This is a genomic window from Corallococcus carmarthensis, assembly GCF_003611695.1.
Taxonomy (GTDB): domain Bacteria; phylum Myxococcota; class Myxococcia; order Myxococcales; family Myxococcaceae; genus Corallococcus; species Corallococcus carmarthensis.
Genome location: NZ_RAWE01000260.1, coordinates 1 through 12,646, shown reverse-complemented (window position 1 = coordinate 12,646; position 12,646 = coordinate 1). Strand labels below are relative to the sequence as shown.

11 protein-coding genes and 1 pseudogene are annotated in these 12,646 nt (G+C 71.4%); 4 read left to right on the top strand and 8 right to left on the bottom strand.

Annotation, left to right across the window (positions count from 1 at the left end; translation table 11 throughout):
• Positions 1–119, top strand: a pseudogene (locus D7X32_RS47230) (metallophosphoesterase family protein); the annotation flags it as partial.
• Between the two features lie 126 nt (positions 120–245).
• On the top strand, positions 246–761 hold the full coding sequence (locus tag D7X32_RS39055; protein ID WP_120607607.1) for a hypothetical protein: 516 nt from the start codon (positions 246–248) through the stop codon (positions 759–761).
• Between the two features lie 69 nt (positions 762–830).
• Here the strand turns inward: D7X32_RS39055 and D7X32_RS39050 are convergent, their stop codons facing one another.
• The 8 genes from D7X32_RS39050 to D7X32_RS39015 all read right to left on the bottom strand — a co-directional run bounded on the left by D7X32_RS39050 (position 831) and on the right by D7X32_RS39015 (position 10,609).
• A complete protein-coding gene (locus D7X32_RS39050; protein ID WP_120607606.1) occupies positions 831–2,204 on the bottom strand; it encodes a beta-helix domain-containing protein in 1,374 nt (457 codons plus the stop codon).
• A gap of 35 nt (positions 2,205–2,239) precedes the next feature.
• Complete coding sequence (locus D7X32_RS39045; protein ID WP_120607605.1) at positions 2,240–5,377, bottom strand: TonB-dependent receptor; 3,138 nt, start codon at positions 5,375–5,377, stop codon at positions 2,240–2,242.
• Positions 5,378–5,525: 148 nt separating this feature from the next.
• Positions 5,526–5,957: an ExbD/TolR family protein gene (locus D7X32_RS39040; RefSeq protein ID WP_120607604.1), complete on the bottom strand. Its 432-nt coding sequence runs from the start codon at positions 5,955–5,957 to the stop codon at positions 5,526–5,528.
• A gap of 15 nt (positions 5,958–5,972) precedes the next feature.
• Positions 5,973–6,380, bottom strand: coding sequence for an ExbD/TolR family protein (locus D7X32_RS39035; protein ID WP_120607603.1), 408 nt, complete (start codon positions 6,378–6,380; stop codon positions 5,973–5,975).
• Entirely contained in the window at positions 6,364–7,122 is a 759-nt protein-coding gene (locus tag D7X32_RS39030; RefSeq protein ID WP_120607602.1) for a MotA/TolQ/ExbB proton channel family protein, read from the bottom strand. Before D7X32_RS39030 ends, D7X32_RS39035 begins: the two co-directional genes overlap by 17 nt.
• 31 nt (positions 7,123–7,153) lie before the next feature.
• Entirely contained in the window at positions 7,154–7,858 is a 705-nt protein-coding gene (locus D7X32_RS39025; RefSeq protein ID WP_120607601.1) for an energy transducer TonB, read from the bottom strand.
• Between the two features lie 82 nt (positions 7,859–7,940).
• Positions 7,941–9,158 (bottom strand): glycosyltransferase family 87 protein, encoded by a 1,218-nt coding sequence (locus D7X32_RS39020; RefSeq protein WP_244239431.1) that lies wholly within the window; start codon positions 9,156–9,158, stop codon positions 7,941–7,943.
• Positions 9,159–9,217: 59 nt separating this feature from the next.
• Positions 9,218–10,609, bottom strand: coding sequence for a dihydrolipoyl dehydrogenase family protein (locus D7X32_RS39015; RefSeq protein WP_120607600.1), 1,392 nt, complete (start codon positions 10,607–10,609; stop codon positions 9,218–9,220).
• A gap of 434 nt (positions 10,610–11,043) precedes the next feature.
• Between D7X32_RS39015 and D7X32_RS39010 the strand changes: the two genes are divergently transcribed.
• Both D7X32_RS39010 and D7X32_RS39005 read left to right on the top strand, forming a co-directional pair.
• Positions 11,044–11,448, top strand: a complete 405-nt coding sequence (locus D7X32_RS39010) for a ribosome-binding factor A (protein ID WP_120607599.1) — start codon at positions 11,044–11,046, stop codon at positions 11,446–11,448.
• Positions 11,445–12,602, top strand: a complete 1,158-nt coding sequence (locus D7X32_RS39005; protein ID WP_120607598.1) for an RtcB family protein — start codon at positions 11,445–11,447, stop codon at positions 12,600–12,602. The genes D7X32_RS39010 and D7X32_RS39005 overlap by 4 nt, the downstream gene beginning before the upstream one ends.
• Positions 12,603–12,646: the final 44 nt, after the last annotated feature.

The following is a 12,646-nucleotide window of genomic DNA, read 5'->3' as shown; positions in this document are numbered from 1 at the left end:
TCTCCGGAGGAGGCGGGGCGATTCCGGAGCGCTTCGACGGGGTGGGCCGGCACTTCCTGGCGGTGGACGTGGATCCGTCGGTGGGGGTGCGGGACGTGGGGCTGGTGCGGGTGGATTGATCAGCGCCGGCCTTGACGATGCATGCGGGGCCGACTTTCCGGCCCGCGACAAGACCCCCTTGAAAGGACACTGAACATCTGGGCAGATAGGCGCCGTTCAACGACGCCTTGTGAGGAGGCCTGTCCATGTTCGATTCCCCCGAGAACGATTCCATCTCCCCCGCGCTGCGCGCACTGCTCGAGCTGTTCGCCACGGACCTGGCGGACGTGAAGTTCCCGGACGTGGACACGGAGGTGCTGGGCGAGGCCGCGGTGCAGGTGCGCCAGAAGGCGGAGGCGGTGGCCCGGGCGCAGGCGGCGCTGGACGCGGCGAGGCAGGCGCTGAACGAGAGCCAGGAGTCGCTCTTGCAGAAGGGGCAGCGCGCGCTGGCGTACGCGAAGGTGTTCGCGGAGGACGACGCGGACCTGGGTGCGAAGCTGGAGGCCATCCACCTGCCGCGTCCGACGCGCAAGGCGGGCGGGCCCTCACAGGTGGCGGAGCCGGTGGGCGCCGCGCCGGGCAACGACGACAACGCCCCGCGCCGCCGCGGCCGTCCCCCCAAGCTGCGCCCGGTGGCCGGAGGCACGCTCTTCCACGAAGGCGCCCGCCCGGTCCCCCTCACCGCCGATGAAGACGACGCACCCGCTAACCTCCAGTCGTAGTCCGCAAGAAGAAGACCGCGTGCCCCCGTACGGCGTTCCGGGAGCACGCGGTCCATGTTCACCGAAGGGCTAGTTCTTCGGGAACGCAGTCCAGCCGTTCAGCCAGTTGCTGCTGCCCACCGCGCCGACGAAGCGCGCGCTGGTGTCGAAGCCCGCGCCCGGCGTGGCCGCGTTGTCCGGGTTGAGCGCCGGCGAGCCCGCCGCCGGAGCGAAGTTCGGGGCGTCCAGGTTCAGCGCCGCCGTCAGCTGCGCGTCCACGACCTTGTTGTTCAGGCCCGTGGCCAGCACCTTCTCCGCCTCCACGAACTTGCTCACGTCCGGATCCGTCACCGCGCCCGACGCGTCCTTCTTCGGGTTCGGCGCGTTCGGGATGGACACCGTGTCACCCTTGTTGGACCAGAAGAACGTGTTCTGCACGGAGAGCTCCGGGGTGGCCGCGTTCCACAGCGCCGCGGAGGCCGTGCCGTCCACGTCGATGGCCTTGTCCGCGAAGCTCGCCACAATGACGTTGCGCAGGAGGCCGCCCGCGCCCGTGTTGAACACCAAGCCCTCCTGCGCCGGAGTCGTGCCCGCTGCGCGACCGGAGCCGATGAACGTCGCGTTCCAGATCTCCGGCACCGTGTGCGGCTGCGCGGCGTTGTCGTTCTTGTTGCCGGAGGCCTCGATGCCGCGGTTGCCCACGGTGGCGTTCTGCTGCACCACCAGGAACTGCACCTTGCCGCGCCAGCCCAGGTCGTAGTCCAGGCCGTCGTCGTCCGGCTGGCTGATGACGATGTGCTTCAGGCCCGCCGTGCCGCCGAACATCTCCACGCCGTCGTCGGCGCCCTTGTGCACCTGCACGAAGTCGATGTCCGTCGCGCTGCCGCACGCGCCCGTCGTCAGGCCGTTGAGCTCGTTGTCCTCGGCCAGCTCGTAGCCCGCGAACTCGATGCGCGCGTACTTCAGCTTGCCGCAGTCGTGCGCGTCGTCCGTGCCGCCGTACTTCGTGCGCGTGTCACCGCTGGTGGCGAAGAAGCCCTCGATGGTGTTCTCGCCGCCGGCCACGTTGATGCGCGCCTTGCCCAGCAGCACCACGCCGCCCCAGTCACCCGCCGCGCGCGTGCCCGCCGCCTGCGAGCTGGTGAAGACGATGGGCTTCTCCGCCGTGCCCACCGCGTTGAGCTTCGCCTCGCGGGTGATGACCAGCGCGCTGCCCTGGTCGCCCAGGATGGTGACGCCCGGCTCGATGGTCAGCGTGCCGCTCTCCACGAACACGTAGTTCTTCAGCGTGTACGTCGTGCCCGCCTTCCACGTCGTGTCGCCGGTGATGCTGCCGGACACGTCCTGCTCGGTGGCCTGCGGATCCCCACCGTCCGGGGTGTTGCCGGGCTTGTCGTCGTCGCCGCAGCCGGACAGCAGGGCGAGGCCGGAGAGGGTGAGGACGGAGGCAAAGAGGCTTTTCATGTCGGTGCGTCCTTTCAGAGGGGAAATGGGAGGAGCTACAGGGCCCAGCCGAGCGCCGCGGTGAACGCCACGCCGGGCTTGTACGTCTGCACCGTCACGTCCCCCTGGCGGAGGGTGACGGACGCGTTGAGGAGGTTCGCGGCGGTCAGCTTCAGCTGCGTCGCGCCCAGCTTCTGGGTGAGGGTGAGGTCCACGCGGTGGAAGGGCCGCTCGTACACGTCCGGCAGGCCCTGCACGCCGACCTCGCTGATGCGCTGGCCGTACACGTTGTAGAGCACGGCCACTTCCGTGCCGCTCTCCGGCCGCTCGTAGCCCACGTTCACGTTGATGACGTACGGGGACTGGCCCTGGAGCGGACGGTCCTTGTTCGTCTGCGCGCCCAGCGCGGAGTCACCCAGGTCCACCTGCGACTGGATGAGCGTGAGGTTCGCGCCCAAGCGCACCGGACGCAGCGAGGGGCTGAAGCGCGCCAGCGACGTGCGCGCCTCCAGCTCCACGCCGTAGCTGTCCGCGCCAGCGGCGTTCTCGAAGCCCAGGTCGCCCGAGTCCGGGTTGCGGATGACGCGCTCGATGGGGTTCTGGAAGCGCTTGTAGAAGGCGCTCGCGGCCAGGACGTCGTTCTCTCCCACGAACCACTCGGCGCGGAGGTCCACGTTGTGGATGCGCGTCTCCAGCAGGTCGGGGTTGCCGGACACGTTCCGGCGGCGCACGAAGTCGAAGAAGATGAAGGGCGCCAGCTCGCGGAAGGTGGGCCGCGCCAGCGTGTAGCTGTAGCCCGCGCGCAGGTTCACCTCTGGCGACAGCGCGTAGGTGGCGTTGAGCGACGGCAGCACGTCCAGGTAGTTCTGGTCCGTGCCGCCGCTGTCGGCCTCTACACCGGTGAAGGGATCCTTGAGCGTGAGCTGCTGGGAAGACGCCTCCAGGCGCACGCCGCCCACCAGGCGCAGCGGCTCCACGGGCTTGTAGTCCGCGGACACGTAGCCGGCGTAGATGCCCAGGAAGGCGTTGTAGGCGTCATCCGCGCGCGTCGTCTCACGCACCGTGATGGAGGTGCCCACGTTGTCCGGGGAGAAGAGCTGCTCGGGGGACTGGGTGCGGTCCACCGGCTCTTCCGTGAGCAGGTAGCGGAAGCGGCGCGCGTTGAAGTCGCGGAAGGACACCTGCGTGAGACCGCCCAGCTTCAGCCGGAAGTCGGAGGTGAAGGGCAGGGTGAGGTTGAGGCTGCCGCCGGTGGACGTCTCGCCCAGCTCCGCGAAGAAGCGCTCGCCGCTGTTGGGCTGGTTGGGGAAGGACAGCTGCGCGTCCGGGTTGTTGAGGGCGCCGCTGTAGAGCGTGTCGCGCGTGTCCGGCTCGTCGCGGTCCACGCGGGAGATGTTGGCCTGCCAGTCCACTTCCGAATCGCCCAGGAGGCCCAGGCGGTGGAAGCCGCGCAGCTGCGTGAAGGACAGCGCGCGGGTGATGAACTGGAGCCGGGTGCTGGCGTAGGTGTCGCCGCGCACGTTGTTGTTGCCGTTGGCGGAGTACGTGCGCGTGTCGGTGCCGCGCGTGTAGAGGCTGAAGAGGGTCAGCTCGTTGTCGCGGTCGAACTGGTAGCCCAGGCTGGCCAGGCCGCTGAGGTTCGCGGTGGAGAAGCCCTGCGTGGTGCGCGCGACGTCCTGGGAGATGAGGCTGCCGGACTCGTCGCGGGCCGCGCGGGCGAAGTCGCCCGTCTGCACGCCGTCGCGGTGGCCGTAGTTGACGGTGGCCAGGTAGCCCAGGCGCTGGTTGCCGAAGCGCAGCGTGTCACCCAGGGACGCGCCCAGGCCCAGGTTGGGGGCGGCGCGCGTGGTGCGCTTCTCCCAGACGTTGGTGAAGCTCTCCCACTGGCTCTCCAGCTGCTGCGCGGACTCGCCGCCCGCGCCCAGGCGGTGGTCGCGGGGGAGCGCGTCCGGCAGGGCGCGGTCGGAGGAGGCGAAGCCCAGCGTCTCACCGAAGCCGCCCTGCGCCTGCGAGTTGCGCTCGCGGAAGGTGGTGACGGTGTCGCCGCCCAGGGTGAGGCGCGGCTTGAACTCGAACTGGGACGGGTAGGTGTTGGTCTCGATGAGGAGCGTGCCGCCGCCGAAGGTGCCCGGCAGGTCCGGCGTGTAGCTCTTCACCACGTTGAGGTTGGCGAGCAGGCTCGTGGGGAACAGGTCCAGCGGCACGCTGGGCTCGTCCGGCTCCGGGCTGGGCAGCAGCGCGCCGTTGAGGAGCGTGGTGGCGTAGCGGCCACCCAGGCCGCGCAGCAGCACGTAGCGGCCGTCCACCACGGTGGCGCTGACCACGCGCTTCACCGCGTCACCGGCGCTGGAGTCCGGCGTGCGGGCAATCTCCTGCGCGCTGATGGCGTCGGAGACGGCGGCGGCCTTCTTGCGGTCCTGGAGGAGGGCGCCCTCCGCGCGGCGGTCGGAGCGGGCCTCGACGACGACCTCCTGCACCGCGCCCACGTCCGCGCTGAGCGCGACGTCCAGCTTCGTGGCCTTGCCCTTCGTGACGACGACGCCCGTGATGCGGCGGCCCTGGTACACGTCGTAGAAGGCGCGCAGGTCGTACTTGCCCGGCGGCAGCGCCAGCCGGTAGTTGCCGTCCAGGTCGGTGAGGGCCTGCTTGTCGGCGCCCGTCACGACCTTCACGGTGGCCTCGATGAGGCCTTCACCGTTGGCCTCGTCCGTCAGCCGGCCGTAGATGCCGGTGAAGCCCGGAGGCGGCGCGGCGGACTCGGCGACGGCTTCATCGCCCATGGCGGCCTCGTCGGAAGCCGTGGCCTCCGAAGGCGTGGCACCGTCGGACTGCACGGCGGCCGGAGCGGAAGGATCCACGGGCTGCGCGGCCTGCGCGGGAGCGGCGTTCGAAGGCTGCTCGGCCTGCGACGGCGCGGTGTTGCCGGGCTGCGGATTCGCGGCGCTGCCGGGCTGGGTGCCCAGGGAGGGCGCGGGGCTGGTGGGCAGCGCACCGTCCGGCTGCGACGGCGCGGACTCCACCGGCGTACCCGGCGGGAGCGGAAGCTCTCCGGCGGGCTGCTGGCCGGGGGAGGCGGAGGGCGAAGGCGCGGCGGGCGCGGTGGACTCCGCGCCGGGCGCCTGCGCGAAGGCAGGCAGGGTGATGAGCACGAGTGACGCCACGAGGGCGCGCACGAAGGTTGAACGAGACAACACGGCTCTCCTTGCCGACAGCGACGCGCACTCAACGCGACGCCCGTGGCATTGGGATGAAGGGTTTGTGACGTCTCAGGCGGGGACGGGAAAACTCGGCGTCACGAACCGCGCGCGGCTTGCACCGCGCGCGGGACACGCGAGGTCCGGCTCAATCCGCGAGCCGGTCCGGCAGCACGGCGACGGTGATGTTCCCGCCCCGCGCCAGGTCCAGCACTTCCATGGCACTGCCGTACGGCACCGCGTCGCTCGCGTCGAAGAAGACGATCTTGTCCGCGCGCGCGTTGAGCATCCGTTGCAGGCGGGTCACCACCTGGTCACGAGGCACCTCCTCGTGGTTGATGCGCAACGTGCCGGCCTTGTCCACCGTGAGCACCACGGGTGGCTTCGCGTCCGGCGGCGGAGGCGGCGTGGCCTCCGTCTTGTCCGGCTTGGCCGGCACGTTCATCCACAGGTTCTTGGTCATCAGCGGCGTGACGACCATGAAGATGATCAGGAGGACCAGCACCACGTCCACCAGGGGCGTCACGTTCATCGTGGGGCGGACGCCGCCGCCCTTGTTGCCACCGACGTCGAAAGCCATGGCGCGTGCCTCCCCTTACTGCTTCTTCCGGTCGATGACCTGCAAGCTGATGCCCGGGAATCCAATGTCCTGCATCGCCTTGAACACGCCGCGCACCTGCACGTACGCCACACCCCGGTCCGCCTTGAGCACCACGGGCGCGTCCGGCTTCGCCTGGTGCAGCGCCTTCAGCTCCACCACCAGCGCGTCGCGGGTCAGCTGCTTGCGGTCCAGGTAGAACGACCCGTTGGACGCCAGGCTCACCGTGGTGGGCTCCAGGTTCTTGTTCTCCGGGTCCGGGTTCATCGCCGCGGGCAGCTCCACCGCGGCGCCGGCCTCCAGCTGCGGCGTGACGACCATGAAGATGATCAGGAGGACGAGCACCACGTCCACCAGCGGCGTCACGTTCATCTCCGGCGTGAGGCTCCTACGCGTGGCCGACATCGCCCGCCTCGGTCCGCGTGGAGACGACGTCCGAACCACTCGAGTGCGAGGCCGCGTGGGCCGCCACTGCGCGCTTGTCGCCCGCCATGTCCTCCAGGTGGTCCATGAACTCGCTGCGGGCCTGCTCCAGGGACAGCAGCAGCGCGTCCGCGCGGGTGGACAGGAAGTTGAACATCAGCACCGCGGGAATCGCGACCAGCAGGCCCAGCGCGGTGACGACGAGCGCCTCGGCGATACCGGCGGACACCGCGCCCAGGCCACCGGAGCCCTCCTTCGCGATGCCGGCGAAGGCCTCGATGATGCCCACCACCGTGCCGAGCAGACCGACGAACGGCGCCACCGAACCCACCGTGGCCAGCACCGACATGCCCCGGCGCACGTCCGCGGTGATGCGCTCGTTGATGCGCACCAGGTCGCGCCGCGTGAGCTCCACCGCGCCCAGCTTGCCGGCGGGCGCACGGGACTTCGCGAGGAACGTCTTCATGCCACCGCCCAGCATCATCGCCAGGTGGCTGCTCTTGTTGCCGTCCGCCTCCTTCACCAGCGCGTCGTGCTGCTGCTGCGCGAGCAGCGGACCGGCGCGGCCCGCGAACTGACGGGACGCGGCGCGCGAGCGGAAGTAGACGAACAGGCGCTCGAAGAACACCGCCAGCGACGCGACCGCGAAGGCGATCAGCGTCCAGGCGATGCCCAGGGCGAAGACGCCCATGTGCGCGTAGATTTCCTTGAGATTGAAGTTCATGGCGATGGCTCTCCGAAGGGGGAGGAAGGCGTCAGGACTTGAGGCGGAAGGGGACCTTGAAGATGCGGAAGACGGCGGTGGGCTGACCGGAGACGACGGCGGGCTTGAAGCGCCACGTGCGCACGGCGGCCAGCGCGGCGCTGGCGAAGGGCTCATCGCCGCGCATCACCTTGAGGCTGGTGACGCGGCCGTCGGCCTCGACGACGCCCTTGAGGATGACCAACCCCTCCAGCCCCTTGGAGCGGGCGTCGGAGGGGTACTCGGGGATGAGGTTCGCGGACAGCGGCTCCGGCGGCGTGCCCGTCTCCGGAAGGTTGATGGGCTGCGCGCGGCCGCCCCCGATGGCCATGCCCTCACCGCTGCCGGTGCCACCCACCACACCGCCAGGGACGAGCGTGCCCGTGCCACCGACGGCCATGGGCGCCGCGGCGACGACCTCCTTCTCGGCCTCGGGCGGCTTCTCGAGCGGCACCGCGTCCGGGGCCTTCAGCGGCGCGGGCGCGACGGTGGGCACCGCGGGCGGAGGCGCGGCCTTGGCGACAGGCGGCGCGGCGCGCGGCGGAGGGGGACGGAAGACGACGTCCACCTTCTTGTCCTTGATGACTTCCTTCACGGTGTTGGCCGCGGTCATCGCCGCCACGGCGATGAGTCCGAAGACGGCGACCGACGCGGTCGTGGAGAGCGCGAACCGCCGGGCGGCGGGGGCGCTGGAGGCGCTGTCGAACGTTTCGAACATGACGGGGACGCATATAGCGACGCCGTGTGTCACGAAGGTTCAGGCTCCGTGACACTTTGCCCCCGGCCGTGTCCCGATTGGGTCACGAACCGCGAGCGTTCAAAAAGTTGCGCGGCAGGTGCGTCACGGCCTTGTCGGAAAGAACCGCCGTTGGCGTTCCGTGACGCCGCGTCTGCCACAACAGCGCGATCAGCAGCGCGGAGTACGCCACCGCGAACGGCCGGAAGAGCAGCACGCGCCGGGCCAGCTCCGCGCCCAGCACCGCGTCCGAAACGGCCATGCCGATGAGCGCCACGCCGGCCACGCACGCCTGCCCCAAGCGCGAGCGTCCCTCCAGCGCCGCGCGGATCACCGGCCACGCGAGCAGGTAGTTCGCGCGCCACGCCAACGGTGACAACAACGTCACGCCCAGGCAGCAGAACGCGAGCAGCTCCACCGGCCCGGGCCGCGCCCACACCAGCGCCACGACGAACAGCCCCAGCGCTACGACCTGTGCCCAGGTCATCGCACCAGGGGGAGGCAGCGACTCCGGAGGCAGCACCAGCGACAGCAGCAGGGTGGGCAGGCCCTGCGGGTTGTGACCCAGCGCCCACGGCGGCGTGGTGCGCGCCAGGATCTCCGTCCAGTCACGCAGCTGTGACAGCGTGCCCGTCCAGCCGTAGCGGCCCAACGTGGGCAGGACCAGCAGGACGCCGAAGAGGGCCGTGGTTCCCACCACGCGCCAGTGCCTGCGCGCCAGGAAGAACAACCCCAACAGCGCGGCCGGGGGCTTGAGCAGGCACGCGACAGCGAAGGCCGCGCCCGGGCCCCACACGCGGCCCCGCTCCGCGCCCACGGCCGCGAGCACCAGCAGCCACAGCAGCACGGCGTCCACCTGGCCGTAGAAGATCTCGAAGGAGAACGCGGGCAGCAGCACGGCGGTGGCGAGCACCGGCGCCCACCGCCACGGCGTCGCCTCACCGGAGGCAGGCACCGCGCGGCGCGTGAGCACGGACACGGCGGCGAGCGCGAGCACGGAGCCCAGGTTCCACAGCGCCACGGCCGCGCGCGGGGGCACGGCGGTGAAGGGCAGGAACAGCGGCGCGGTGACGGGCGCGTACTTGAACGGCATGGTGCCGTCCTCGGCGCGGTAGAGGTCCGTGCCCTCGCGGAAGCGTTCGGCGGCGGTGAGGTAGACGCGGAAGTCCGCGCCGCGCCGGGGATGCTGCCCCACCGCCACGGCCGCCACGGCGAGCACCAGCAACAGCGCCCACTCCACCTTCAGGGATGCGTGGCGGCGGGCGGGCTCAGCGGTGCTCATTCACGAAAGGGGGACACGGTGGGGCGCGCACCATTCCACGCGGGGGCGCCCCGCCGCAATCACAGGCCGTAGGCTTCCAGCAGCCGCAGCCACACCTCGCTCACGGTGGGGTACGACGGCACCGCGTGCCAGAGCGTGTCCAGCGTCACCTCTCCCGCGACGGCGATGGTGGCCGCGTGGATCATCTCCCCCACGCCGGGGCCCGTGAACGTGGCGCCCACGATGATCCGGCGCTGCTCGTCCACCACCAGCTTGGCGGTGCCCTTGAGCCCCTGGCCCAGGACGGACGCGCCGGCCACGTTGCCCAGCTCGTACTGCACCGTCTTCACCGGCACGCCCGCCTTGCGCGCCTTGTCCTCGGTGAACCCCACGCTGCCCACCTGCGGGTGCGTGAAGATGACCTGCGGCGTGGCCTTCGCGTCCGCCCACGCCTTCACGGGCTTGCCCAGGATGACGTCGCCCAAGAGCCGTGCCTGGTACTTGCCCATGTGCGTGAGCAGGTTGCGGCCGTTCGCATCACCGCATGCATACAGCCAGCCGCCGTCCACGCCCTTCGCGCGGAGCTGATCATCCACTTCGATGGATGCACCGGGTTTGAGCCCCACCGTGTCCAGGCCCAGGTCGTCCGTGCGCGCGGTGCGGCCCATGGCCACCAGCAGCGCGTCCGCGCGCAGCGTGTCCCCGCCGGTCAGCGTGATGGTGTATTCGCCCTGGGCGCCGGAGCGCTGCACCTTGGTGGCCTGCGTCTCCAGGAGCACGCGCACGCCCGAGTCGCGCAGCGCCTCCGCCACCTGCTCGCCCACGAAGGGCTCGAAGCGCGTGAGCACGCGAGGCCCGCGCTGCACCAGCGTCACCTCCGAGCCCAGCTCGCGCCACGCCTGCGCCAGCTCCACCGCCTCCACGCCGCCGCCCAGCACCACCAGCCGGCCCGGCACCGCCTTCGCGCCGGTGCCCTCGCGGTTGTCCCAGGGCCTGGAGTCCTTGAGGCCCGCGATGTCCGGCAGGCGCGGCTTGCTGCCGGTGGCGACGACGACGGCCCTCTTCGCCTCGAACTCGCGCACCTTCCCGTCCTTGCCCGTCACGGCCACCTGGCGCGGGCCCGTGAGCCGGCCCTTGCCGCGCACCACGGTGAGCTTCGCGCCCTCGGCCCACTTCACCTGTCCCTTGTCGTCGTAGCTGGACACCATCTGGTCGCGGTGCTTGAGCACGGCGTCCGCCTTGAGCGGGCCCTGGATGAGCTCGCGCACGCCGGGCGTGTGCTTCGCGAGCCACAGCGTCTCTCCGGGGTGCAGCAGCGCCTTGCTGGGCATGCAGGCCCAGTAGGAACACTCGCCGCCCAGGAGCTCGTGCTCCACCAGCGCGACCTTCAATCCCCCCGCCGCCGCGCGCGCGCCCGCGTTCTCGCCCGCGGGCCCCGCCCCAATCACCACCACGTCGAAAGTCTCGGCCATGAAGCCTCCCGCCCCCTGCTTGCCCGGGGAAGGCCGTTCCGCCAATCCGACTGGCGCCGCGCGTCGGATGGTGGATGGAGCGGCTGGTCACCAGAGGACAGCCCCGCCTGTCAGGCCCCGGAAGGCCCCTGCGTCAGGGGGTGGACGGATGCGTGTGTTCCCCCGCGTCCGGTGGACGGTCCGCGCGGCGGGTGCGCGGCGGGAGGTGTGCCATGGGACGTGTCGCCAGGGTGGTCTCGGTTCGCTCCGTGCGGTCGCGCGTCTAGCGTCACCGGCTGCGTCCAGCTCCTGTCCGAAGGCGGCGCCCCTGCGAGCGCCGTCGCGGCAGCGGAGGACGCCTTCGCCGTGAGGTCCAGACGGCGTGTCCGCGCGGAGTCACTCGCGTGCACACCCGGCCGTGCTCTGGCACGGCCCGCAGGAATCCGTCTTCGTTCATGTCCTCTTCCAGGCATCGCCGTCCCCGCGCGTCCTCCCGGCGCTCGGGTTCCTCGCTGTTCCATTCCGAAGCGCCGTCCGCGCGTCACCTGCGCGTCCAATCCACCCTCTCCGAAGAGCTCTCGCTGCTCTTCCGTGGCGAGCTGTCCGACCCCAGGCTCGAAGGCGTCGCGCTGACGTCGTTCGAGCTGTCCCCCGAAGGCCGCATCGCGAGCATCGGCTACACGCTGCCGCACGACGCGGACCCCGCCGATGTGAAGGAGGGCCTCTCCCGAGCGGAGGGTTACCTGCGCTCGCAGCTGGCGCAGCACCTGAACCTCAAGCGCACCCCGCACCTGCGCTTCGTCCTCGTGGGCACCGCCCCGCGCACGGAACCCGAAGACGCGGAAGGGGGTGACGCATGATGCCCCGCATCCTCGAAGTCCCACCGGGCGCGGTGCCCCTGCTCGCCTGGGCCCGCACGGTTCCCCCGGGCGCGCTGAAGCAGCTCCAGCAACTCGCCGCGCAGCCCTACGTCACGGAGCACGTCGCGGTGATGCCGGACGTGCACCTCGCGTCGGGCGTGGCGGTGGGCACCGTCTTCGCCACGGAAGCGCACGTCGTGCCCGGCGCGCTGGGCAACGACCTGGGCTGCGGCGTGAGCGCGCACCGCTTCGCCTTCCCCGCCGCCTCGCTGTCGCGCGCGGACCTGGAGCGGCTCCTGTCCCAGCTCGCCCGGGTCATCCCGGTGGGGGACGCGGTGCACCGGGGACGGGGCCTGGCCCTGCCACCGGGGCTCGAAGCCCCACCGCTGTCCACCCAGAAGCTCGCGCATGCCTGGGAACGGCTGGCGCCGCGTCACCTGGGCACGCTCGGTGGGGGCAATCACTTCCTGGAACTGGACCGCGACGGGGCCGGGGACCTCTGGCTGCTCATCCACTCCGGGTCCCGGGGCGTGGGGGGCGCCGTGGGGGAACACCATCAACGCGTGGCCCAGGTGCTCGGCCAGGGCACGCCGCCCGCGCTGCGCACGGACACCGAAGCGGGCCGGGCCTGCCTCCATGACGTGGACCTGGCGTGCCGCTTCGCCCGCGCCAACCGGGACATGCTCGGTGCCCGGGCCCTGGCCGTGATGGCGGACGTGCTCGGCGTGGCGCCGGACGCGGACAGCGCCGTGGACGTGCACCACAACCACGTCGCCGCCGAAACGCACTTCGGCCGCGTGCTCTGGGTCCACCGCAAGGGCGCGGTGGGGCTGGACGCGGGAGCCCGGGGGCTCATCCCCGGCTCCATGGGCACGGCCTCCTACGTCGTCGAGGGACGCGCGGAGCCCCGCGCCTTCCGCTCCTGCTCGCACGGCGCCGGCCGCGTGCTCAGCCGCACGGAGGCCCGCGCCCGCATCCGCCCGGACGCGCTGGTCCACGCCCTGCGCCGCGTGGTGTTCGACCCGGGCCGGACGCAGGCCCTGGTGGAGGAGGCGCCCGCCGCCTACCGGGACCTCTCCGAGGTGCTGGAGGACGAGGCGGACCTCGTGACGCCCCGCGTCCGTCTCACGCCCCTGGCCGTGCTCAAGGGCTGAAGGCCTGAGGGGGGAGGGGGGCGCCTGTCGGGTGGATGACAGCC

What these genes read in the sequence shown, in the direction of transcription:
- D7X32_RS39040 (WP_120607604.1), bottom strand. Translation starts at nt 5,957, where the DNA reads ATGGCTTTCGACGTCGGTGGCAACAAGGGCGGCGGCGTCCGCCCCACG.
- D7X32_RS39015 (WP_120607600.1), bottom strand. Translation starts at nt 10,609, where the DNA reads ATGGCCGAGACTTTCGACGTGGTGGTGATTGGGGCGGGGCCCGCGGGC.
- D7X32_RS39005 (WP_120607598.1), top strand. Translation starts at nt 11,445, where the DNA reads ATGATGCCCCGCATCCTCGAAGTCCCACCGGGCGCGGTGCCCCTGCTC.
- D7X32_RS39030 (WP_120607602.1), bottom strand. Translation starts at nt 7,122, where the DNA reads ATGAACTTCAATCTCAAGGAAATCTACGCGCACATGGGCGTCTTCGCC.
- D7X32_RS39020 (WP_244239431.1), bottom strand. Translation starts at nt 9,158, where the DNA reads ATGAGCACCGCTGAGCCCGCCCGCCGCCACGCATCCCTGAAGGTGGAG.
- D7X32_RS39055 (WP_120607607.1), top strand. Translation starts at nt 246, where the DNA reads ATGTTCGATTCCCCCGAGAACGATTCCATCTCCCCCGCGCTGCGCGCA.
- D7X32_RS39010 (WP_120607599.1), top strand. Translation starts at nt 11,044, where the DNA reads ATGTCCTCTTCCAGGCATCGCCGTCCCCGCGCGTCCTCCCGGCGCTCG.
- D7X32_RS39050 (WP_120607606.1), bottom strand. Translation starts at nt 2,204, where the DNA reads ATGAAAAGCCTCTTTGCCTCCGTCCTCACCCTCTCCGGCCTCGCCCTG.
- D7X32_RS39035 (WP_120607603.1), bottom strand. Translation starts at nt 6,380, where the DNA reads ATGTCGGCCACGCGTAGGAGCCTCACGCCGGAGATGAACGTGACGCCG.
- D7X32_RS39025 (WP_120607601.1), bottom strand. Translation starts at nt 7,858, where the DNA reads ATGTTCGAAACGTTCGACAGCGCCTCCAGCGCCCCCGCCGCCCGGCGG.